This is a genomic window from Chitinophaga sp. (assembly GCF_017745275.1).
Taxonomy (GTDB): domain Bacteria; phylum Bacteroidota; class Bacteroidia; order Chitinophagales; family Chitinophagaceae; genus Chitinophaga.
The window spans coordinates 485,227-508,828 of record NZ_JAGHZS010000001.1 but is presented as its reverse complement, the minus strand read 5'-3'; the positions used below and the strand labels follow the sequence as shown (position 1 = coordinate 508,828).

19 protein-coding genes are annotated in these 23,602 nt (G+C 46.8%); 10 read left to right on the top strand and 9 right to left on the bottom strand.

Features of this window, described 5'->3' with window-relative positions; translation table 11 throughout:
* Window positions 1-11: 11 nt before the first annotated feature.
* From J7623_RS01955 to J7623_RS01945, 3 genes are all read left to right on the top strand, one after another.
* Complete coding sequence (locus J7623_RS01955; protein WP_291916591.1) at window positions 12-1,376, top strand: Gfo/Idh/MocA family oxidoreductase; 1,365 nt, start codon at window positions 12-14, stop codon at window positions 1,374-1,376.
* Between the two features lie 297 nt (window positions 1,377-1,673).
* Window positions 1,674-2,666, top strand: coding sequence for a histidine kinase (locus tag J7623_RS01950; RefSeq protein ID WP_291916589.1), 993 nt, complete (start codon window positions 1,674-1,676; stop codon window positions 2,664-2,666).
* Entirely contained in the window at window positions 2,663-3,385 is a 723-nt protein-coding gene (locus J7623_RS01945) for a LytTR family DNA-binding domain-containing protein (protein WP_291916587.1), read from the top strand. The genes J7623_RS01950 and J7623_RS01945 overlap by 4 nt, the downstream gene beginning before the upstream one ends.
* Window position 3,386: 1 nt before the next feature.
* Here the strand turns inward: J7623_RS01945 and J7623_RS01940 are convergent, their stop codons facing one another.
* Window positions 3,387-5,129: a hypothetical protein gene (locus J7623_RS01940; protein WP_291916586.1), complete on the bottom strand. Its 1,743-nt coding sequence runs from the start codon at window positions 5,127-5,129 to the stop codon at window positions 3,387-3,389.
* A 191-nt stretch (window positions 5,130-5,320) separates the two neighbouring features.
* Between J7623_RS01940 and J7623_RS01935 the strand changes: the two genes are divergently transcribed.
* Window positions 5,321-6,760: an arylsulfatase gene (locus J7623_RS01935; protein ID WP_291916584.1), complete on the top strand. Its 1,440-nt coding sequence runs from the start codon at window positions 5,321-5,323 to the stop codon at window positions 6,758-6,760.
* Between the two features lie 95 nt (window positions 6,761-6,855).
* Here the strand turns inward: J7623_RS01935 and J7623_RS01930 are convergent, their stop codons facing one another.
* Entirely contained in the window at window positions 6,856-7,842 is a 987-nt protein-coding gene (locus J7623_RS01930; RefSeq protein ID WP_291916582.1) for an aldo/keto reductase, read from the bottom strand.
* Between the two features lie 161 nt (window positions 7,843-8,003).
* Here J7623_RS01930 and J7623_RS01925 point away from each other — a divergent pair, with 161 nt between their 5' ends.
* The 5 genes from J7623_RS01925 to J7623_RS01905 all read left to right on the top strand — a co-directional run bounded on the left by J7623_RS01925 (window position 8,004) and on the right by J7623_RS01905 (window position 13,001).
* Entirely contained in the window at window positions 8,004-8,915 is a 912-nt protein-coding gene (locus J7623_RS01925; protein WP_291916580.1) for an AraC family transcriptional regulator, read from the top strand.
* A 60-nt stretch (window positions 8,916-8,975) separates the two neighbouring features.
* Window positions 8,976-9,401 carry an SRPBCC domain-containing protein gene (locus tag J7623_RS01920; protein WP_291916578.1) on the top strand — a complete coding sequence of 142 codons (426 nt, stop codon included), beginning with the start codon at window positions 8,976-8,978 and terminating at the stop codon, window positions 9,399-9,401.
* Between the two features lie 196 nt (window positions 9,402-9,597).
* Window positions 9,598-10,644, top strand: coding sequence for a type II asparaginase (locus tag J7623_RS01915; protein ID WP_291916576.1), 1,047 nt, complete (start codon window positions 9,598-9,600; stop codon window positions 10,642-10,644).
* Window positions 10,645-10,661: 17 nt separating this feature from the next.
* On the top strand, window positions 10,662-12,305 hold the full coding sequence (locus J7623_RS01910; protein WP_291916574.1) for a bifunctional aspartate transaminase/aspartate 4-decarboxylase: 1,644 nt from the start codon (window positions 10,662-10,664) through the stop codon (window positions 12,303-12,305).
* Window positions 12,306-12,434: 129 nt separating this feature from the next.
* Entirely contained in the window at window positions 12,435-13,001 is a 567-nt protein-coding gene (locus J7623_RS01905; protein WP_291916573.1) for a YceI family protein, read from the top strand.
* 142 nt (window positions 13,002-13,143) lie between these two features.
* On the opposite strand, the gene J7623_RS01900 is transcribed toward J7623_RS01905, so the two are convergent.
* Both J7623_RS01900 and J7623_RS01895 read right to left on the bottom strand, forming a co-directional pair.
* Window positions 13,144-13,575: a GNAT family N-acetyltransferase gene (locus J7623_RS01900; RefSeq protein WP_291916571.1), complete on the bottom strand. Its 432-nt coding sequence runs from the start codon at window positions 13,573-13,575 to the stop codon at window positions 13,144-13,146.
* A gap of 6 nt (window positions 13,576-13,581) precedes the next feature.
* The gene (locus J7623_RS01895; RefSeq protein WP_291916569.1) at window positions 13,582-14,022 is read right to left on the bottom strand and encodes a carboxymuconolactone decarboxylase family protein; all 441 of its coding nucleotides are present in this window, start codon (window positions 14,020-14,022) and stop codon (window positions 13,582-13,584) included.
* A gap of 92 nt (window positions 14,023-14,114) precedes the next feature.
* Between J7623_RS01895 and J7623_RS01890 the strand changes: the two genes are divergently transcribed.
* Window positions 14,115-15,596 (top strand): PLP-dependent aminotransferase family protein, encoded by a 1,482-nt coding sequence (locus J7623_RS01890; RefSeq protein ID WP_291916568.1) that lies wholly within the window; start codon window positions 14,115-14,117, stop codon window positions 15,594-15,596.
* A 102-nt stretch (window positions 15,597-15,698) separates the two neighbouring features.
* On the opposite strand, the gene J7623_RS01885 is transcribed toward J7623_RS01890, so the two are convergent.
* The 5 genes from J7623_RS01885 to J7623_RS01865 are packed head-to-tail and all read right to left on the bottom strand — an operon-like array spanning window position 15,699 to window position 23,469.
* Window positions 15,699-16,097, bottom strand: coding sequence for a hypothetical protein (locus J7623_RS01885; protein ID WP_291916566.1), 399 nt, complete (start codon window positions 16,095-16,097; stop codon window positions 15,699-15,701).
* Window positions 16,098-16,120: 23 nt separating this feature from the next.
* Window positions 16,121-17,503: a DUF4302 domain-containing protein gene (locus J7623_RS01880; protein ID WP_291916563.1), complete on the bottom strand. Its 1,383-nt coding sequence runs from the start codon at window positions 17,501-17,503 to the stop codon at window positions 16,121-16,123.
* A 23-nt stretch (window positions 17,504-17,526) separates the two neighbouring features.
* Complete coding sequence (locus tag J7623_RS01875; RefSeq protein ID WP_291916562.1) at window positions 17,527-18,423, bottom strand: substrate import-associated zinc metallohydrolase lipoprotein; 897 nt, start codon at window positions 18,421-18,423, stop codon at window positions 17,527-17,529.
* A 22-nt stretch (window positions 18,424-18,445) separates the two neighbouring features.
* Window positions 18,446-19,873, bottom strand: coding sequence for a RagB/SusD family nutrient uptake outer membrane protein (locus J7623_RS01870; protein ID WP_291916560.1), 1,428 nt, complete (start codon window positions 19,871-19,873; stop codon window positions 18,446-18,448).
* A gap of 17 nt (window positions 19,874-19,890) precedes the next feature.
* Window positions 19,891-23,469, bottom strand: coding sequence for a SusC/RagA family TonB-linked outer membrane protein (locus J7623_RS01865; RefSeq protein ID WP_291916558.1), 3,579 nt, complete (start codon window positions 23,467-23,469; stop codon window positions 19,891-19,893).
* Window positions 23,470-23,602 lie beyond the last annotated feature (133 nt).

The window sequence follows — 23,602 nt, the reverse complement described above, 5'->3', positions numbered from 1 at the left end:
ATCGCTCTAATATGTCAGCACCTAAAAAAACAAGGCGGGAGTTCCTGCAACAATCCTTACTGGCGGGAGCCGGTATTACTATCAGCGCCATGGGTATGCCTGCCAGCAGCTATGCCCGCATTATGGGCGCCAATGACCGTATCAACGTGGGCCTGGTAGGATTTTCTGATCGCGCCAGGCAAGCCCTGATGCCGTCGTTTTTCAACAATAACAAAGAGCTGAACTTCGACCTCATCGCGGTGTCCGATATCTGGAACCGCCGCCGCGAAGAAGGCAAAGCTTTCCTGGAGCAAAAAACCGGGCATAACGTGCAAGCCTGTATGAATAATGATGAGTTGTATAATATCAAAGGATTGGATGCGGTATTTATTGCTTCGCCCGACTTCGCACATGCCCATCATACCATTGAAGCCGTAAAAAATAAATGCGACGTATACAGCGAGAAACCTTTCGCTGAAACCATGGAAGATGCACGCAACGCACTGAAAGCGGTGAAGTCGTCCGGCCGCATTATGCAGGTAGGTACGCAACGCCGCAGTGGCCCCAGCTACCACGCTGCGGCCAACTTCATCAAAGAAGGAAAGTTTGGTCCTATCACCATGGTGGAAATGACCTGGAATGTGAACCAGCCCGGCCGCTGGCGCCGCCCGGAACTGGTAAAATCTATCCGCGAATCTGATACCGACTGGAAACGCTTCCTGGCTGGCCGCCCGAACGATAGCTGGGATCCACGCAAATACCTGGAATATCGCCTGTTCTGGCCGTATTCTTCCGGTATCTTCGGTCAGTGGATGACACACCAGATTGATACCGTACACTGGTTCAGCGGCCTGAAACACCCACGCAGCGCCGTAGCTAACGGAGGTATCTATATGTGGAAAGATGGCCGTAAAAACCCGGATACCCTGACCGCTGTATTTGACTATGGTCCGGAGAAAGACCCCAGCAGCGGTTTCCAGGTAATGTATAGCAGCCGTTTCCATAACTCTGCCGGCGGTACCAAAGAAATTTATTATTCCAATGGCGGTACCATCGATATGTCTACCAACAAGATCACTTCCACCGGCGGACTCACCGAAAAAGAAGCACAGGAAATGGGCATGCACGCCAACCTGCTGACACCACAAACACTCAGCAATGAAGAAGCGGCAGCTACCAGCGCCAACACCGGAGGCGATCCGCTCACCAATGCACACGTCCGTAACTGGATGTCGTGTGTGCGTGAACGTAAGCAACCCAATGCACCAATAGAAGCCGCATATTCCCACTCTATTGCACTGATCATGGGTAATGCCGCTTATCGCACCGGCATGAAATCCACCTTCGATGAAGCTACCCAGGAAGTGATGGTAGGTGGAAAAGTATTTACGATGTAGTACACACACAGCGAACAATATCTCCCGAAGGGCAGTAACAGCATTACGCTTGTTGTTACTGCCTTTTTTGTTGACCTCCAACAAGCCCCGACCTTTTCACTGATTATTTTTTTACCATATCTGCGTCAGCAGCCGGTTAGTATAAAAAAAAGGCGGCCCTGGTCGAAAAAGACCTGCTCATTTGGAGCCTGTTCCGTAATTTTAAAACACATAGCTATACAGTAATAGTGGAACCACCCAATTATGCTGAACGATATTTATAAGCATCCGTTTCTGAAATTTTTGCTATCCCCGCAAATGAAGGTTTACCGCCATTTAACCTTCATTTGTTTGTTATTGGTGGTAGTCCTCACCGGCAACTCCGATATGCGGCAGGGGATGGAAATTTACCTGAAAGTAACGGTGTTTATACTGCTGATGTTACCACCTTATATCAATCTGTATATACTTGTTCCGAAACTATTGTTTACACGGAAATACCTGCAGTACCTCGGGGCAGTGATATTGATCATTGCCTCTTTTTATTGCCTCATTGTATTTGTACTACGTCCCTATTTCGAGCAGTTTTCATCTGCTCCCAAAGAGAATGAACCCACCCCCATGGATATCCTTTCTTTCAGCATCATCTTCGGTATCTTCATTGCCGCCACTACGGCCATCAAGCTGTTTCAGCGATGGATCATTGACAGCCAGCGTATCCACCAGCTGGAAAATATTCGCCTCAATACAGAATTGCAGGAACTGAAAAGCCAGATCAACCCGCATTTTATGTTCAATATGCTCAACAACGCACATGTGCTCACCCAGCGGGACCCGGTGAAAGCCTCGCAGATATTGCTACGCCTGTCGAACCTGCTGCGGTACCAATTGTACGACAGCAATCGCGAGCAGGTATTGTTGAGCGCGGACATTCGTTTTTTACGGGATTTCCTGGATCTTGAAAAGATCCGCCGCGATTTTTTTGAATTTACGATCACCGATGATACCGGCAACGACCAGGTACTGATGCCGCCGTTCCTGTTCATTCCTTTCGTGGAAAACGCGGTGAAACATAGCGTGGATCCACTGGAGAAATCGTACGTTCATTTGAAGTTTAACCGGCAACAGGATAAGCTTATCTTTGAGTGTATTAATTCAAAGCCGGCGGTGATACCACCGGCGGAAACATATGGCCGCCTGGGACTCACCAATGTGAAACGCCGCCTGGACCTGCAATACCCCGATATACACCGGCTGGTGATAGCAGACGGGCCAACAGAATATCATATCACCTTAATTATACCGGTATGAATTGCATCATTGTAGAAGATGAACCGCTGGCCAGGGAAGGGCTGGAAGTATTGATAGCAGCTGATTCACGGCTCCACCTGAAAGGCTGTTTTAATAACGCCCGATCTGCGGCCGACTTCCTGGCACTTAACAAAGTGGATCTCGTATTCCTCGATATACAAATGCCCGGCATGAACGGGCTGGATTTCGCCAAAGCTATTTCCCCGGAAACACTGGTCATATTTACTACCGCTTACTCCGAATATGCCCTGAACAGCTACGAAGTAGATGCGGTGGACTACCTCGTAAAGCCACTATACCAGGAACGCTTCGTGAAAGCGGTGAATAAGGCACTGCTATACCGTGGTATGCTCGACGAATCCCACCAAACCAGCGGCAGCGCATCTGTGGCCAACGATGCCGTATATGTGAAGGCCGACCGGAAGTTTTTCCAGGTATACTTCAGAGACATCCTGTTCATAGAAGGACTGAAAGATTATGTCATCTTACATGTGCCGGAGCGGAAAATTATTACCGCTATGAACATCAAAACCATTTATGATCAGTTGCCACAACAATTGTTTGTGAGAGTCAGCCGGTCCTATATTGTCAACACGCAACACATCCAGACCTTCGATAACAATACCATCTATATCCAGCATTATGAAATAGCGATCGGTAATAATTACCGTACTTATTTTTTTGATGAATTTGTGAAGAAGAAATTACTCAGCAAGTAAGCTAAAAGAAGATATCCATTTCGAGCCCTGAGAAATACCGGGTGGACTGGTGAGGTGATAAAACCGCGCCATAACTGAGTTTTAGCGGTAAAAAGTATTGCGCCGGAATACGTAACCATACCGGCATATTATAATAATTCAGGTTAATCAGCGATGCCAGTTGCAGCCCTATGGTAGGCACAAAAATGAAAGCCGTATTGTGATGCGTGAACTCCAGCCCCACTTCAGTGTAATTATAAATGCCAATAAATTTCCGGTCGGTGATCCACCAGTCGAAATTACCCCGGATGCCTAACCGCGCCTGTTGCACATCCCAGGTGCTTTCTTTATACTGCATGGCGGCGGATCTGACAATACCATAACTCGCCGTATAGCCGAGCCAGTAGTCGAGTGTACCTTTCTTACCTCCTTTGCTGTTTAAGGAATAGTTGTTGGTGAAGTTGCCCACATTTAGCCGGAAGTCTATTGCGCGGTAATATTCGCCGGCAGTGAAGTTGCTGTTGATCCCTACCACCAGGGAGTTGGACACCCTGCTACGCACGAAGTTGCGATAATACAGCGGGCGATTGGCTTGTTGCATAGCCGGTGTAATCACCGTTTGACTATCCATCACCGCTGCCAGATCGGAGTTGTAAGGAATCGGTACCAATGCCAGGCTGGGAATATGATGAATGAGAAATGGTGCCTGGCTGGCTTTATCGTCCGGAATACGTTGCAGGAAATTGATATAACGGTCATCCGTATACGCCTGTTGATAAGCATCCCACAGATCCTGCAGGGATAACGTTACGGCGTTGATAACCCTTGCAGATTCGGTCGTTTCAATGGGATAGGTAATATTTTGGAGAGATGATGTTTGCTTCCAGCTGCTATGGGTGTGGTTATATTCCCCGTCGCCATAGGCGCGCCATATTTCTCCTTTTTGATTGACCACCGTAGCGCCGTTTTTACAATAAAAATCATGCAACGCTTTGTTGTTCGTCACAGAGGCCAGTATGGTTCTGTTGACCACGAGATGCCCGGCTGCAAAGGCATCTTCCAGGAAATGATCAGCAAAACCATTAAATAGAAAGGCGTAGTATAATAATTTTCCCGCAGCTGTATCCCGGATTTTCGCCAGCCTGGCGCTTTGTTCTGCCAGGTCAATGGCCAGGGTATGCAGGGTCACATACATATTGAGCGCATTGGTATTACTCAGTTGTTTAAAGATATCGGTTACCAGCGCAGGGTTTTCACATTGTTTCACTTTGGCTTTATCGAAGTGACGCAGTTGTTGAAAGAATGATTTTTTATACTCGTAGAAATGTGAAATATTAATGGCTGCCTGCAAGGCATAACTGAAATCTATTTTGGTGAGTTTGCCGTCAGGTGCAGCGGGATAGCCCGCCGCCATATACTGCTCATGCAGTACCAGGATGCGCTGTAATACAGAATAGTGGTAGCGGAGTTGTTCTTCCAGCAACAATGGATTGCTTTCGTGATCACCGCTCAACCCGTTTAATACCCCGTAAGACACCAGGTATTTGTCATCTTCTGTCAGCGAAGGAAAATAATAACGGTGCTGCATACTATCCGGAGTGATGCCGGCATATTGGAGGAAGGACGCCAGCATCGGTTGATGGCCTATCCGTTGGAGAAATTGAATAAAGGCTTTGTCACCAATGGCTTTGTGCTCTCCATACTTGTAGGCCAGCAGTGGAGTGGGGAAGATGATGAACAGGAACAGTATTACTTTTTTGAGCATATAGCGTTTGCAGGTTACTATTCAAAAGTATCCCCATCTCCCTTTGATATCCGGGTTTTTCTACCAATGCGGCTGGTTTTTCTACCAGCAGGGCATACTGAATAATTTGAGTGCGCCGAAAGGGTCGTCATTTGTATATAATACTTCGGGAATACTTTGTATTTTGGCCGGACCAAGAACAATGAAGTACTATGAAGAGGAACATCTTTACCCGGCTGCTACCTGCCGTAGCAGGCTGCGCGCTGTTGTCGGCGCCTGTACAAGGGCAGCAAAAATCAACCGCTACTCCCAATATCGTTTTTATCCTGGCAGATGATTTAGGTTATGGTGACCTGAGTGCATATGGTCAACAAAAATTCAGCACTCCACATATTGATCAGTTGGCCAAACAAGGCATGCGGTTTACGCAGTTTTATGCGGGGACATCTGTTTGCGCTCCTTCCAGGGCTTCGCTGATTACAGGATTACATACGGGCCATACTTTTATCCGCGGCAACAAAGAAGTACAGCCTGAGGGCCAGCAACCTATAGCCGATACCGTTATAACGGTGATGGAAGTACTGAAAAGGGCAGGATATACTTCCGGTATCTTTGGTAAGTGGGGATTGGGACCTGTGGGAACTTCCGGCGATCCGCTGCGCCATGGAACGGACCGCTTTTACGGGTACAATTGCCAGCGGCAGTCGCACCGCTTTTTCCCCACCCACCTGTGGGATAACGATACCAGGGTCGTATTGCCGGAAAACGGAGAACTGGAGCGTATGAGCACCTACGCGCCGGACATGATCCAGCAGCAGGCGCTGCGTTTCCTCGAAGAAAACAAAAGCAAACCTTTCTTTTTATACCTGACTTATACCTTGCCACATGCCGAGCTGCAGGTACCTGAGGATAGTTTGTTCCGGCACTTCAAAGGCAAATTTGCAGAGAAGCCTTACAAAGGTAACGATTATGGCCCTAAGGCCACCGTGGCGGGATACGCTTCCCAGGCTTATCCGCACGCCACTTTTGCCACCATGGTAACCCGCCTGGACAATTACGTAGGAGAGGTAATGGCCCGCCTCAAAGCGTTGGGACTGGACAAAAACACCCTCGTGATATTTACCAGTGATAATGGTCCACATACAGAAGGTGGTGCAGATCCCGCTTTCTTCAATAGCGCAGGTGGCCTGCGTGGTGTAAAAAGGGATTTGTATGAAGGAGGTATCCGCGAGCCTTTCATAGCGCGGTGGCCGGGGCGCATAAAGGCCGGCAGCACCAACACTTTCCAGGGTGCGTTCTGGGACATTATGCCTACGCTGGCCGCCCTTACCAAGGCGCCTTCGCTGCCCCACACAGATGGGGTATCCCTGTTGCCTACATTAACAGGCGGCAAAGGACAGCGGCAACATGCTTACCTGTACTGGGAGTTTCATGAAGATGGCGGTCGCCAGGCAGTACGACAAGGCAAATGGAAAGCAGTGCGGCAACAGGCACAGCAACATCCGGATGGCGCGGTAGAGTTATATGACCTGACCGTTGATCCGGCAGAAACAAAAAATGTAGCTGCAGCGCATCCGGATATTGCCGCGAAAATGGCGGGATATATGAAAGAGGCGCATGTGGAGACATCGCTGTATCCGTTTTTTAAATAGCTTTTAGCCATTAGCTTTTAGCAAAAAATGCAGCGAAGATTATCTCCGCTGCATTTTTTGCTAAAAGCTAATGGCTAAAAGCTAATGGCTAATTGTTAGCTTTTATCCACCAACCTATTCATGCTCTCAGAATACCGCTCGCCGGTGTTTGGATATTTTCTCAGCAAGTCATCCAGGTTTTGCAGGTCGGTAGCTGTTAAGTGTACATTGATAGCGCCGGCATTGTCCAGCAGGTATTTTCTTCTTTTGGTGCCGGGGATGGGGATGATATCTTCTCCCTGTGCCAGTACCCAGGCAAGTGCCAGTTGGGCGGGGCTACAGTTTTTAGCGGCAGCCAGTTCAGCAAATCCGGCAGTCAGCAGGCGGTTGTTTTCGGCATATTCGGCCTGGTAGCGGGGCAGTTGTTTCCGGAAATCGTCATCTGCCAATTTGGAGACGTCGAGGTTGTTGGTCACGAGGCCACGGGCCAGTGGGCTGAAGGGCACAAAGGTGATGCCCAGCTCCCTGCACACCGGCAATATTTCTTTTTCCACATTCCTGGTCAGCAGCGAATATTCACTCTGCAGTGCGCTGATCGGATGCACTGCATATGCTTTGCGCAGGGTGTTGGCGGAGGCTTCAGACAGGCCCAGGTAGCGTACCTTACCTTCTTTTACCAGGTCGGCCATGCCGCCAACCATCTCTTCTACCGGCACATTCGGATCAATACGGTGTGCATAGTATAAATCGATCACATCTGTTTGGAGGCGTTTCAGACTGGCTTCCACGGCCTTTCTCATGTAGGCAGGAGAACCGTCAAATTTACCGGCGCTGACTTCCTTATCCATAGAAAATCCAAACTTGGTGGCTATAAAGATCTTGTTGCGATTGGGTTTCAGCACCTTCGAAATCAACTCCTCGTTTTTGCCAGACGCATATACGTCGGCTGTATCCCAGAAATTGATACCTATTTCAAGCGCTTTTTCAAGTGTGGCAATAGATTCCACGTCATCGGGTATACCGTAGGCATCACTCATGCCCATACAGCCCAAACCAATGGCAGACAGCTTTACGTCTGTAGTTCCTAATGTTCTGTATTCCATGTGATAATCTGCTTTTATGATGTTTTGTTAATGGATTAGCAAAGGTAAATGGCCTGTTTGGCCCAAAATTGTAGTAGTACCAGAATTAATTGTGCTTTTCAAAGAGATCAATACATAGGATTGTTTTTTAAAGGTAGTGATTATTCGTAATTTTAAAGTGTATGAGGAATTATGATAAGCAATATGAAATAACGACCCCTCACAGCGTTACCACTGTTACTGACTGGTACAGCGATGATATCCGCCTTACACATACGATCTCTGATTACAGCAAGGCTGATACACTGCGTACCAGTAACGACAGCGATGTAGTACGGCTGCATTTTGGAATGAAAGGCGATTACGCCTTTTCCTACAAACAACTGAACCGCGCCTTTGACCTGGTAGGCGGGCATCATAACATTATGTACTCCGATGGCTTTGAAATAGAAGTACAGCCCAAAACGCCTGAAATAGAAACGTTCGGTATACAGTTTCCCAAAAGCCTGTTCATTGAATTTACGCAAACAGGCAACGATTCATTGCAGCGGTTTTGTGAGCATATCCTGGCAGGCCGGCATGCACTGCTCTCTGAAAACTGGGGTCCTATTGATCCCGCTACACAGGCCGTGATCGGGCAAATCATGCAATGTCGCTTTACCGGGCAATTGAAGAAATTATTTCTTTTATCGAAAAGTATCGAATTGCTGGTGCTATCGGCAGAAGCTTATAATTATGCTGCGGCGAAGAAAGACATCTTCCTGAAAAATAAAGCCGACAAAGAAAAAATTATTGCGGTCCGGGACCTGATTCATGAACGATTAAATGATCCGCCAGGGCTCTCTGAAATAGCACAACTGGTAGGGCTGAACGAATATAAACTTAAACGGGGCTTTAAGGAAACATTTAACAGCACCGTATTTGAATACCTAACCGGTCAACGTTTGGAACTGGCCAATCAATACCTGCTGGATACCGAAAAAACATCGGCAGAAATAGCCTATGAATTAGGCTACGCTACCCCGCAGCATTTTAATAATGCCTTTAAAAAGAAGTTCGGCGTTACCCCTAATTCGGTTAGAATTAATCCGTAAAATGCAATTCATGCTTGCTGTAACCGCCTAATATTGTAGTAACATTTAAAATACATTATTATGGACAAGCATCTGACAATGACAGCATCTGTTGATATTCACGCACCCGCATCCAAAGTGTGGACCGCCATTACCGATAAAGCACAGATCAAGAAATACTTTTTTGGAACCGACGTTAACAGCGATTGGAAAAAAGGAAGCCCCGTGACCTGGTCCGGCGAATGGGAAGGACAACGATATGAAGAGAAAGGAGAAGTGCTGGACGTGGAAAAAGATCAGCTGCTATCTTACAGTTACCTGAGCACTGGTAAAGAAGACATTCCAGAAAACTACTCTACCATCATTTATCGCCTTGAGAAAGATGGACCGGGAAATACCCACTTTATAGTGAGCCAGTCTAATTTTGCAGACCAGGCCGCCTGCGATCATTCCAAAGAAAACTGGAAGCAGATACTGGATGGGTTGAAGAAGGTAGCGGAAAGCTAAAAGCAGAAAGCAAAAAGCTATAAAAGCGATTGCCAGTAGGGAGTATTTAAATTACTCATTCCCTACTGGCAATCGCTTTTATAGCTTTTTGCTTTCTGCTTTTAGCTTTCTGCTTTCGAACAATATGACGGCTTCCGGTGTTCTAATATCCTGACAATTCCTGCCAAACAATCTAAAGGTATTAAAAGCATTACATATGAGATCCTTATTTACTTTAATCGTCGTATTATTTGTTTGTGTAACCGCTTTTGCTCAGAAACCCCGCGTCATTATTCTGGCCACCGGGGGTACTATTGCCGGAGAAGGCGCATCGGCCGACAGGGCAGCTTATACCGCCGGAAAAGTACCTATTGAATCTTTGCTGAAGGCCGTTCCGGGTATTGAGAACATTGCAGATATTACCGGGGAACAGATAGCGAACGTAGGTAGCCAGGATATGACCATTGATATCTGGATGAAACTCAACAAACGTATCAACGAAATTTTTACCCATAATGAAGCGGACGGTATTGTGATTACACATGGCACCGATACACAGGAGGAAACCGCTTATTTTTTAAACCTGACGATACGTAGTAACAAGCCGGTGGTCATTACCGGTTCTATGCGGCCCTCCACCGCCATCAGTGCAGACGGCCCTAAAAATTTATATGATGCCGTTACCGTAGCCGCCAATCCCAGGTCAGATGGCCGCGGTGTAATGGTGGTATTTAACGAAAATATTTTTGACGGCCGTGATGTTTCCAAAGGCAGTACTACCAAAGTGAACGCTTTTCACTCTCCTAACCTGGGGCCCATAGGGCAGGTGTACGATGGTAAGGTATTTTATTATATGAATCCAATCCGCAAAGCCGATAAGGAAACGCCATTTAATATTACCGGGGATAAAGCCTTACCTAAAGTAGGTATTGCCTACATGTATGCAGATGCAGAAGCGGGTGCTATCAACAATTTCGTAAAAGACGGATATAAGGGGATCATCATAGCCGGCGTGGGTAATGGCAACTTCAATAAAGCTTTTTATGATGCCATTGATGCTGCTGTAAAAAAAGGCGTAGTAGTAGTGAGATCCAGCCACGTTGGTTCCGGAAGGGTTACACAATATGATGAAGTTGATGATAAAACATTGGGCACCATTGTGAGCGATGATCTCAATCCCCAGAAAGCCAGGATACTCCTGATGTTGGGGCTCACCCAAACTTCCAACAAAGATATTTTACAGAGTTACTTCTTTAAATATTAATGTCTTAATAATCAGTTATGGGACTATCTTATATCACTACCACAGTAGCAGAGCAGCGTGCATTGCAGAAATTAAGCCCGTTTGAACTCAAGAATACCCTCATTTCGCTGGCCGAAAATAAAGCAGGGAAAAGTACGGAGATCATGTTGAATGCCGGGCGTGGTAACCCCAACTGGGTGGCCACTGAGCCGAGAGATGCTTATTTTCTGCTTGGGCAATTTGGCGTAGCAGAATGCCGGCGTAACATGGCCGATAATCATGGCCTGGCGGGTGTTCCGGAAAGAAGTGGTATTGCCGACCGGTTTAAAGCCTTCCTCGCATTGCATAAAGAAACACCTGGTGCTCACTTGCTCCAGCAGGCTTATTTATACGGTATCCAGCAGCATAAATTTAATGAAGATGATTTTGTGTTTGAACTGGCGGAAGGTATTATCGGCAATGAATACCCGGTGCCGGGCCGTATGTTGGCACACTTTGAGCCTATTGTGCATGATTATATTGTTCAGGAGATGTGTGCCGGCGAGGTGACCAAAGGCAAATTCGATTTGTTTGCCGTGGAAGGTGGTACCGCAGCCATGTGCTACATTTTCGATTCGCTGATGGAGAACAAACTGCTGAAACATGGCTCCCGCATAGCGTTGATGGTGCCCACATTTACACCTTATCTCGAAATTCCACAACTGGAGCGCTATAAATTTGATGTTGTTTATATCAACGCAGTCGGACAAACGAAAGAAGGCCGGCACTCCTGGCAGTACCCGGAGGAAGAACTGGAGAAACTGAAAGATACAGATATCAAAGTACTGTTTACGGTGAATCCCAGCAACCCGCCATCCCGGGCCATTGCGCCAACAGTGATGGACAAGCTGGCTACCATCGTAAAAAAACATAATCCACACCTGATGATTGTAACGGATGATGTATACGGCACTTTTGTTAATGACTTTCATTCGTTGTTGTCGAAAATTCCTTACAATACCATCTGCGTATATTCTTTCTCTAAATACTTCGGTTGTACCGGTTGGCGTTTAGGCGTGATTGCTGTACATGAACATAACATCTATGATAAGCAGTTGGCTGAATTGCCAGCTTCCGCTAAAAAGGAACTCGCCAAACGTTATAGTTCCACTACGCTGCACCCGGAGAAGATGAAATTCATTGATCGCATGGTGGCCGATAGCCGGCAGGTAGCCCTGAATCATACCGCGGGGCTTTCATTACCTCAGCAAACACAAATGACCTTGTTTGCGTTGTTTGCATTGCTCGATAAAGAAAATAACTATAAGCAAATTGCACAGCAACTGGTACATAAACGCCTGAAATTATTATGGGATAAAATAGAACTGGAACAGGTGGATGATCCCCTGAACACTGGTTATTATTCGGAGATAGATATTGCGTCCTGGGCGACAAAAATTTATGGGGCAGACTTCTGTAAATGGATGCAAAAGAAAATGGAGCCTACGGATATTCTTTTCCGGCTGGCAGAAAAAACGGCTATCGTATTGCTCAATGGCGGCGGATTTGCGGGACCGGAATGGTCGGTGCGGGTATCTCTGGCCAATCTTCCTACCGATTCTTACACGCTTATAGGTGAAAGTCTTACGGAGATTATGCACGAATACGTAAGTGCTTTTAAGGAGGAAACGGGCAAAAACTAGTCTTTTTTTCATAATGATAGCTATACGGCGGGTGACTATGCAAGGGTAGCCCGCTGTTTTTTTTATGTCCTCCAACCGAAACATGGTACGCGATTTGGCCAAATGCCAGTAAACAAACACCTTTGTATCATGAAAGCTCCAGTATTTCTTCTTCGCCTATTGTTATGCAGTATCCTGGTATTTGGCGCCGGTGTGGTACAGGCACAGCAATACACCCTCTCTGATGATGGTGCTACCGTGAAATTCACGATTGTCAACCACCTTATTTTCAGCAGTACCGTCAACGGGTATTTTAAAGGGCTGAAAGGTCATGTCCGCTTTGATCCGCATGATCTGAAGTCGGCCGTTGTAGATGCTACAGTACAGGTGAATACCATTAGTACCGGTATTGGTAAACGGGACCGGGATTTAATGGACGAGAAATATTTCAATACGGCTAAGTATCCTGTTATGCGCCTGTTGTCTACCAGTATCACCGCTGCCGATAAACCCAACACTTACCAGCTCACCGGTGCGCTCACTATCAAAGGCGTCACCAAAACCATTGCGTTTCCTTTTACTGCCGTAGCAGGAACGAATAGTTGCCAGTTAGATGGAACGTTTACTATTAACCGGAGAGACTTCGGTGTAGGCCCCGATAATGCTATTGATGATAAACTTACTGTGACACTGAAGGTGCTGGCGAAGAAAGGCTAAAAACATAAAACATAAGCAGAAAGCGGAAAGCATAAAGCATAAAGCTATTGTAGCGAATGATAAGAGCGTATGGAATAAATTACTTATCCGCTCTTATCATTCGCTACAATAGCTTTATGCTTTATGCTTTCCGCTTTCCGCTCTACAGCGGTTGTGTAAAATGGTGCGCTGAGATATAATATCCTTTTCGGAGATATACCCGGTGTGCGGGGTGACGGTCATGACCGGAATCCAGCTGTACTCTCTTTAATCCTTCTGCTTTTGCCTGTGCCTTCACATAATCCAATAGCCTTCCTGCATAGCCGCGGCCCTGGTAGTCTGGTAAACAGGCCAGGTCGTCTATATAAATAACTTTCCCGCTTACTAACTTATTCATATGCCGGTAGCCTGCGAAAGCAGCGGCTTTGGCCGGATCATCGTCTGCTGTAATGAAGATGATCTGGTAGTCTTCCTGCTGCATTTCTTTGATCTGCGCCAGCAGCGCTTCTTTTTTTAAGTGTGGGCGCAGGTATAAAATTACTTCGGCACAAGCCATGAAATCGGCGTCTGTAATTGCTTTTTGAATATCAGGCATATGTTATTATTTCCCGGGTATCCGGTGTGAGGAAATACCGATGCGATTCCAGGCATTGATGGTGTTAACAGCCATAATCAGCTCTGCTGTACCTTTTACGCCGAAATGCTGTACTGCTTTTTCGTAGGTGGCAGCGGTCAAACCTTGCTGGTGGATGAGGGTAACTTCCTCTGTGAGTGCCAGTATCACTCTTTCTTCTTCCGTGAATTGTGGAGCTTCGCGCCATACGGAGAGCAGGTAGATGCGTTGTTCTGTTTCTCCCAGTTTGCGGGCATCCTGGGTATGTGCATTAATGCAGTATCCGCAGCCATTTATCTGGGAGGCTCTTATCCGGATCATTTCGTGGTGAAGAGCGGAAATACTGGTGGTTTCCAGGTAATCTTCCAGTGCCAGCATTACTTTGAAGGCAGCCGGATCTGTTTCTTTCATTAAAAAACGCTCGGTCATATCGTTGTTGTTTTATCGTAAAAATTATATAACAAAATTAAAAGTTGCTGGAGTATCTTAGTAGTCCACTTTACAATTGGTGAGTAGTCCAGATGCTTCCATTTAAAACGTTGATAGAAACAGATAAATCGCTGAAACTACCAGTATATCAGCAAATCTCTAATCGCCTGATCGGGCTGATACAGGAAGGGTTGTTGAAGCCTGGATCCTTTCTGCCCGGCAGCAGGGTATTGGCTGAACACCTGGCGCTGCACCGTAAAACGGTGATAGCGGCTTATGACGAACTAATCAGCCAGGACTGGCTGGAGGCGGTGCCCCGAAAAGGAGTGATGGTGGCCGCCAACCTGCCTGTGATACGGCCCCGGACTTACCGGAAAACAGTTACGCCTTATGGTGAGGAAGCTGCTTTTGCTTTTCATCGCATTCCAACCTTGCCGGTACCTACACCACCGCCGGCAACAGGAACCATGCTGGTGCTCAATGACGGATTCCCGGATGCACGACTGGCCCCTTTGAATGAGTGGGTGCGGGAGTGTAGGTCGGTGATAGAAAATCCCCGTTATCATAAGCTGCTGATGTATGGCAAGGCAATGGGCAGTGAAGCCCTGCGGGAAGCCATGGTGAAATATTTAACTGATACGCGGGGACTAAGCATTTCTGCTGATCACATTATGATTACCCGTGGTGCGCAGATGGCGATTTACCTGGCGGCGGCCATGATCATCCGGAAAGATGATTATGTGATTGTGGGTAGCCCGAATTACTTTTATGCAGACCTCTGCTTTGAACAGTTGGGTGCACGCTTGTTGTATGTGCCGGTAGATGAAGAAGGGATAGATGTAGATGCCGTGGAGAAGTTGTGCAGTAGCAAAAAGATAAAGATGCTATACCTGATCACGCATCATCATCATCCTACTACAGTGACCCTCAGTGCAGCCCGCAGAATGAAATTGCTGGCTATTATCCGGAAGTATAATCTGCCTGTTATTGAAGATGATTATGATTACGATTTCCACTATAGTTCGGCGCCTATTTTACCGTTGGCCAGCGCGGACCATGGTGGCAATGTTATTTATATTGGTTCTTTTACCAAGTCGCTGGGCTTGTCGATCCGTATTGGTTTTATGATTGCGCCGGCGAGCTTCATCCGTGGATCGGCTTCTCTCCGTGGATTGATGGATCTGCGGGGAGATAATCTTTCTGAGCAGGCCCTGGCCAACCTGTTGGCGGATGGTACCATAGACCGGCATTTAAAGAAGTCCAACAAAATATATAAAGAACGGCGTGACCTGCTTTGTTACCTGTTGCAAACGCGCCTGGGAGATGCCGTACAGTTTACGATTCCGGCGGGAGGAATGGCTGTTTGGGTACGCTTCTCCCAAAAAATATCCCTTGTAAAACTAGCAGAAAAAGCACGGGCCAGGGGATTGAGAATTGCTTCCGGAGAACAGTATCATTATGGTGCTGCCTCACAAAATGGGCTGCGGCTAGGTTTCGCGTCGTTGAATAATAAGGAGCTAACAGAAGCGGTGAAGATATTGGAGAAGCTGGTGCGGGAGGAGCTGAAAGCGTAAAGCAGAAAGCATAAAGCTATTGTAGCGATTGATCAAAGCGTATAATATCCGCAATGGTCAATCGCTACAATAGCTTTATGCTTTCTGCTTTACGCTTTCGGCTTAGTAAAACAGTCCTGTGAGATAATTCTTTTTATCTCCCCGGGCAGGTTTGGTAGCCATGAACGCATTCATCTGTTCGGTGCTGAGTACAGCGCTCAGATTCGTTTTAAAGGTGTTGAATAATGCCGGTTGCTGCTGATCGTAAACAGCAGGATTCTTCCTGGTAGACAACCACAGTGCTTTCCTGGCAGCCATATAGTTTGCGAAAATTTTATTGGCGGCAGGTTTTTGGGCATCAGATACAGCAATCTTTGGCATAAACAAGTCGGTATAGTCCAGGTTAGCCAACGTGTTTTTCAGATCAGCCTTTACAATATCGGTTGCCGGAGTGGCACTTTGTTGTGCTTGTACACCAAAGGCGCAACCAGTGATGATAAGTACTAAGAATATCTTTTTCATTTGCGGATGTTTTAAATTGATGATTACTGGTGACTCCATGTCATCCAGGCCAGGCCATCACCGGCGGCCACCATGTCGTATGAAATTCCGTCTTCCTTACGTACGATATAGAAGCCAGGAGAATCAGCCGCGTAAGGGGGTGCAATTTTCCCGGTAGCAAAGATAATATTGGTTGCTACTAAACGAGGCGGAGCAGCTATGCCACCATAGTCCAGCATTTCAAATATCAGTTGCCCGTTATCTCCCAGGAAGGTATTGGCTAATCCTTTCCGCAGGTAGGGATAGGAGGAGCTACCACCAACAAAGAATGGAGATATCAGATCCAGGCTTCCACCGTTCACTCCGCCCGGAAAGTATACGAAGCGGTAGAAGTTGGCGCCGGGGTAGGTCAGGTGCAGGATATCATAGGCATCGTCTACTCCATTTACATGGAAGCCAGCTGTAGCCAGCCAGGGATTAGTAGTACCCTCCATATAGAAGTTGCTCGCAATATCCTTTTCCGGTGCAATCGGATCGAGTGCGGTGTCAATCACGGCTGGTGTAGTACCATTTATGCTCACGCTGATGTTTTGGGCACCAGCATTCCAAACCAGGTTGTTGAAGCTTTTAATGGTTTGTCCGCCTGCAACAATAGGTGTTTCCAGCACCATGCTATTGGGAGTATATTGTATAGCTACGTTTAGTAGTTCCGGATGGCTGGCCGTTTTGATGTTTAATGTTCTTCCGCCCAGGCCGGGAGCCAGTTCTATCTCTTCGGCACCACCCTTTACCCGTTTGAAGTAGGTGAGTAGTTTACCAAAAGTAGAATAAGCGGCAAAGCCCACGGTGGAGTACTGCTGTTGATCCGCTTGTGTGGCTTTTACCAGTGTGACACGGGTTTTATTCAGGTTGCCGGTTAGATGAATAGTGTCTCCCAGTTCAGTAGCAGCAACATTATCAGCAAACGAAAATTCAAAGTCTGCACCCCATCCAAATCCATTGCCATATGGGCTCTGGGATATGCCAACATTCGGATCGCAGGGAACATGAACGTAGCTGTACGTATCAAAGATCAGCGTAGGGCGTTGAGTAGCTTTAATAAAGTACGATGAAGTATTGAACGTGGACGACATCGCTGGACTAAAGTCTGAAATCATAGATACCCGGTTGCTCTTATCAAACTTCATGTAGTATGAGAAGATGGCTTTGGGCCCGGATTTGGTAACGCCGCCATTGAGTGCTGTCCCGTTGGTATACTCAGTAAGTATCCATCCGTAAGGTGCGTCTGTAAGCTTTTTTTGGTAGTTGGCCAGCGCTTCAGAGAGGCGTTGATCCGTTGATTTACCATCTATATTCAGATCCGATTTCCTGTCGCAGCCGGAAAGTACCGCAGTGGCGCCAAGAAGATATATCAGTAGTTTTTTCATAAATAACAATTCAGATGATACAATTATTGGAAATACCCGGTTAATGCACGACGGCATCTGGCTTGCAGTTCATAGAAGTCGATGTGCCATGCCCTGGCATAATAATCTACTACTGCCGCTTCTTTGGCCCTGAGCAATTCATAAGAATCCGAGCCCGGACCACCGGTTTGTTCTGCCATAATTTTTTCGTAGTCATCATAACCAGATAAACCATTTCTACCACCTATCAGCATGGTGGCTACCATTTCCACAAAGTCTTCTCCCGGGTCTGACTCTGCATAAGCCGAGATAAATCCTTGCTTACGGGCAGCCTGGTCGGAGATGTTGTACCAGTTACCGGTGTAGGCCGGGGTGATTTGTTTGAAAGAAACCGGGTAAGCAATATTCTGATTCAGGATATGCCCAAATTCATGGTGCATCGTGTGTCCCATTTCTTTGAGAACGGCAGAATCCTTTATTTGCCTGGTAAAGTCATTGATCATATAAAGCAGCATGGCGGTACCTCCTTCTGCTTGTCCCAGGATTATACTACCATTACTTTGGTATTGACCACTACCTGCCATTTTTAATACTTTAGGCAGATATTTTCTTAAGAAAACGGTGCTGCCGGTTTGGTCGTTGAACGGCACAAATGTAATGGCCATCAGGGCTTTCAGTGCAGGCATCACCTGTGTTTCCCTCGGTGGTACAATTTCATATGGAAAATCCAGTTGTCCGGGTTGCCATTTGTAATACACCGCGATGTTGTAAGGAACGGTCAAGCTATCGTAGATAAATACATCGGTGGGTGTTTGACCGGTGGAGTCGCCTCCCAGTCCTACCGGGATGGTATCCAGGTGCACGTTCTCCTTTTTACAGGCACTCCATCCGGTTGCAAGTACCAGGAGTAATATGATTGTGCGAAATATATTCCATTTCATGTTGTTCATTTTAAAGGGTCATTTATCTTGGATTCAGCGCCATGCCGTCGTTAACGGCTTCCAGTGGTAATTGCAGCAATCTTCTTTTATCGCCAGGTACCAGCGTGGTGCTATAGTTGTTGGCACCGGTGTGTACAACAGGGATGTCCAGTCGTTTAATATCCAGCCATCTTAATCCTTCCTGGAAATAAGTAACTCTTTTAAAGTCCAGTGCAGTAGCAATCATCGATTCATCCTGCGGTAATCCATAGAAGTTCATCATTTTAGCAGCATCTACATTGTGTAGGTTGGGATCGTACCGGGTAATGTTTTTGCTGATCCAGATGTTGAGGTCTGCAATGGCGGCTGCATAGTTCTTCAGGTGAACATTGGCTTCTGCTCTGTTCATCAGCACTTCCTCCATACCCAGCAATGGTTGTATTTTCAACGCATTGGTAAATTTCGGGAAGTTAAAATACTGTGGACTGGCGCCATATATGCTGATGGCATAGAAGCCATTCGTTACATTCGGCGCATTGAACACGTCCTGGTTCAACTTTGTGCCGATACCATACCGGTAAGAATAATAGTTATCCATGTATTTGGAATCCGGTGCTTCCTGCAACAGGATATTGGCTGGATTCGAAGAGCTGGTATACTGTGTTACCATGTCATTATAAGACATGCCGTAAACAGCAACCTGGTTACGTATCAGCGAGGCGGGGTTGGCGCGTCCAAAAACAGCATTGGCATAGGTTACTACTTTGGCGTAATCCCTTTTGAACAGGTAAAACCGGGATGCAAAAGCATTGGCCGCCTGCGCGCTGAAATGGAATTTGGGTGCATCACCATATATCCTGTCCTGGATAAGTGGCATGCCAGTAGTAAGATCGTTTTCTATTTGTTTGTATACATCAGCTACAGTGCCCCTGTTATATTTGGTGAAAACATTTTTGCTGACAGCGGTCATATAAGGGATGCCAGGGTCGCTGGCTGCCGTAGCCGGGTTATATGCTTTGGAAAACAGTGTTACCAGCATGAAGTGAGCGTATGCCCTGCACACCAGTGCTTCTCCTTTTTGCGCGGAGAAGTTGGCAGAATCTGGTCCGTTACAATAAGAGAGCGCCTGGTTGGCAGCCGCAATTGCTGCATAGCAGGAATCCCAGTAGGCCACGGGAGAATCTGGTGTAATCGCCTGAGGATCTTCATATTTGAAAACCTGTGAATTGATCAGGAAAGTTTGAAGATCGATGCCTACCCCGGTATTTCCTTTGTCTTCCACATTATCGCTTAATGCTTCGCAAAACAACATGTAAGTACCATGTGGATAAGCGGTAGCAAGTAATTGTGATACCTGTTCAGGCGTAGTGATCACCGCTCTGTTATCGGGCAGGGTCTCCAGGTATTTTTTGCAGCCTGGTAAAGCCAGTGTACCGGCAACGAGACCTATATAAATGAGTAGTTTTTTCATAATAAATACTTTTTGAATTAAAGGCTAACTCTCAGTGAAAAAGTGACTTGCTTATTTACCGGGAGTGCTACACCACCTGTGTTGTAAAACTCCGGATCCTGTCCATGTAAGCGGGGATCGGCATAAATCAGCCATAAGTTGTTTCCTGTTGCAGTGAGTGAGCCACCTTTAAATCCTATCCTGTTTAATATAGATGTCGGCAGTTGATAGGAGAGCGTTACAGATTTCAATCTTACAAAACCTCCATCAGCTACGCGGTCGTGCGAGAAGTTATAGTTGTTGTATGGGTAAGCGGTATTATTCAACAACGCTGTTTGCGTATAAATATCGGCCACGGAGGGGATATTGGTTTTCTTATCGTCTCCGGGTAAGGTAAAGCGCCCTTTGAATTCGTTCGGTAACGCGTTAAAGTCAGAGTAGTCGGTGCTGTATACCGGCGTTAACCTGATTTTGTTGCCTGCCTGATAAGTAACCAGTACACTGGCGGAGAAGTTTTTATACCGGAAAGTATTATTCCAGCCGCCGGTGATGGTAGGATCAGCAGGGCCTTCATACTTCAGGTATTTTACATTATGGCTTTGCAGATACACACCAGGTGATACGGTGCCGGTATCATTGATAAACAGTGCTTTCCCATCATAAGGATCCAGACCTGCATTTTGCAGGGAGAACAGGCCTCGTACGGGGTAACCTTCCTGTGCACCACCACCTTCACCAATCAGGTCCATGATCACCGGGTTGTTTTTAGCATTGGTGATCAGCGTTTTGGCATAGCTGAAATTCAGCGCACTGGTGAAGCCAAAGTTTTTATTTGCGATGATTTTACCATTGATGGAGAGATCCACTCCATTTGCTTTCAAGTTGGCGTAGTTGGCAAACTGGTTCACTTGTCCGCTTACACCGGAAGTCCGGATCAGGCCAATGAGGTCAAAGCTGTTTCTGCGATAATAGTCAAAGGCAAATCCCAGTCTTTCTTTAAAGAATCCTATATCTGTACCGAGGTCCAGCTCATATTTTTTCTCCCAGGTCAGGTCGGCATTTTCCAATGCTGCGATCTGGATAGCGGTTTGCTGATCTACGATATAAGGGCGGTTAGTGACGAAGGAGCGGAGAATAGCAGTAGAGTTGGTAGCGCTACCGGTGCTGGCGTTCAAACCATAGCTGGCTTTCAGGAGCAGGTGGCTAAACACGTTGCTGTTTTCCATGAATTTTTCCTGGTCTACATTCCACGCTCCAGACACGGTCCAGGTAGGGAGCCAACGGGCACGGGGAGAATTTCCCAGCCTGTTGGAACCTTCATCTCTGACAGTTCCTGTGAGGGTGTACCTGTTCAGGTAGGTATAGCTGGCGTTGGCATAGAAGGCGATGAAACGGTCGTATTCATTGCTCATACCATAGTAGGATTCATTTCTCTCTGTCATCTTTTTAATGAACAGGTAATTGATGAAAGGCGTTCCGCCGGTATTATACTGATAACCTACACCGGTGCTGCCGGAGTTAACGCGGTCAGCATATTTTACTTCCTGTCCTACCAGTGCATTGAGCTGATGGCGCTCATTGTCGAACGATTTGTTGAAGTTCAACTGGTTGCGGAAGGTGTAGTTTTTCAGTTCAATATCTTTTCTTTTATAGAAACCGCCGTATGGCAATACTACTACTGCCAGGTCGTTAGGAAAGTCAGGATTTTTGTACAGGAATCTATTGCGATCCCTGATGATGCTGGTACCGGCGGCTCTGTAGGCATTGGCTTCATTGGAATTTTCATTCACTTTATGTTCTACGGTTGTTTTAGCATAGCGGATAGCACCGGTAAACTCGTAGCTGAGGTGTGAATTAAATTTGTAGCCGAGGTTACCTTGTAACCGGAAGTCCATCAGGTTAAGATCGGTGAAGTTATTTTTCGTTTCCTCCATGATATTGAACGGCGCAAAGTTGCGGGTAAAATATTCCAGGTTACCTTTTTCATCATAGGCTGTTAGCGCCCGGCTGGTGCTGAGTGCATAGGAGAAGGGGTTGATATCGAAGTCCCTGCTGTAAGTACCTTGTACCGCATCGGTAACGCGGTCTTCTGTACCTGGCGCTTTCTGTTGACGTACGTTACCATTTACCAGGAATCCGTAGCTCAGCTTGCGGTTAGGGGTATAGTTGGCGCGAAGGTTTACCGTATATCTTTTAACGTTATCTGCAATGGTCCATCCCTGGTCGTTGAAGAAGCTGGTGGAGAGATAGAGCTGTGATTTATCAGTACCTGTGGAAATACTGAGTGAATGTTCCTGGGTCAGTGAATTACGGAACAGGAGGTCAAACCAGTCGGTGTTGGCATTGGCATATCTCAGCAGCCATTGTTGCCTGTTTTCCCTGGCGTTCAATACTTCAAATTTATTGTATTGATCAGGATATTGCAGGAGGCGACCCAGTTTGCCATAGATACCGGAGGTTGCTTCATTGATCAGTTCTTCCGGCTGCAGGAGTTTTTTACGTTCCAGTTCAGCGTATACCGACATCTGATCAGCGGAGTTCATGATATCGTAGTTCCGGTAGGATGGTTTCAGTTGTACACCGAAATTACCGGTATAGGAAACTACTGGGCTACCGATTTTACCTTTTTTGGTGGTGATCACAATTACGCCGTTCATGGCTCTGGCGCCATAAAGTGCGGTAGCAGCAGCATCTTTCAGGATGTCGAAGGTTTCAATATCGTTGGCATTGATACCGGCTACGGAAGATCCCAGCAGGGTAGTGGCGTTACCGGTGGTCAGTTGCTCGTTGGATACGTTGACGATGTCTTCCAGTACCACTCCATCTATCACCCACAGTGGTTTATTTTCACCGGAGATAGAGGTGGCGGCACGGATACGTACTTTAGGAGCAGAACCGAAGGTACCGGATACGTTTTGAATGCTTACGCCTGCAGCGCGGCCTTCCAGCATACGGCTTACATCTACCACACCGTCTATTTTTACGTTGTCGCCTTTCAGGGTCACGGCGGCACCGGAGAATTTATTCCGGTCGATGGTCTGGAAGCCGGTTACTACTACGCTTCCCAGCTCTGTCACATCGTCGCTCAGGGAGATGATCAGGTTATTTTTGGCTTTTACTTCCTGGGTTTTATAGCCGATGGCAGAGATGACGATGGTAGCACCTTCGGGGGCGTCCAGGTCAAAGGCGCCGGCGGCGTTGGTAATGGCGCCCTGGGTATTGCCTTTTACTTTTACAGAGGCGCCAACAACAGGCTGGCCTTTGGCGTCGCGTACAATACCATGAATGGGCGGGGCAGGCACCATCGCACCGGGCGTTGTTTTAGCACGGGTGATGGTCACCATTCTGCCATCTATCGAAAATTCCAGGGGCTGATTTTTCAGGCATTCCTCCAGGAAATTGTTCAGCGAGGCCTCTTTCGCATTAATGGTAACCGGTGTGGTTTCATGTTGCAACAGTTGATAGTCGTACAGGAATACATACTCTGTTTGCCTGGAAACATCCGACAGCACTTTGATCAGGGACGACTGTTTCGCCGTATAGGTGATCTTTTGTGAGTAGCTTCTGGCGCTTACCTGCAGGCAAAGGGCAAGTAAACAAAAGAATAGTAGTTTCATCGCTTTCAGCGGTTTAGTTGTGTGTAACAACCAACGCGTATCAGTAATATTGGATACACGCCGGCGCCTACCTTTTTTGGTTGAATGCATAAGCTAACGCTTTTGGGTTTAATTCTAATGATTTGTGACCTTA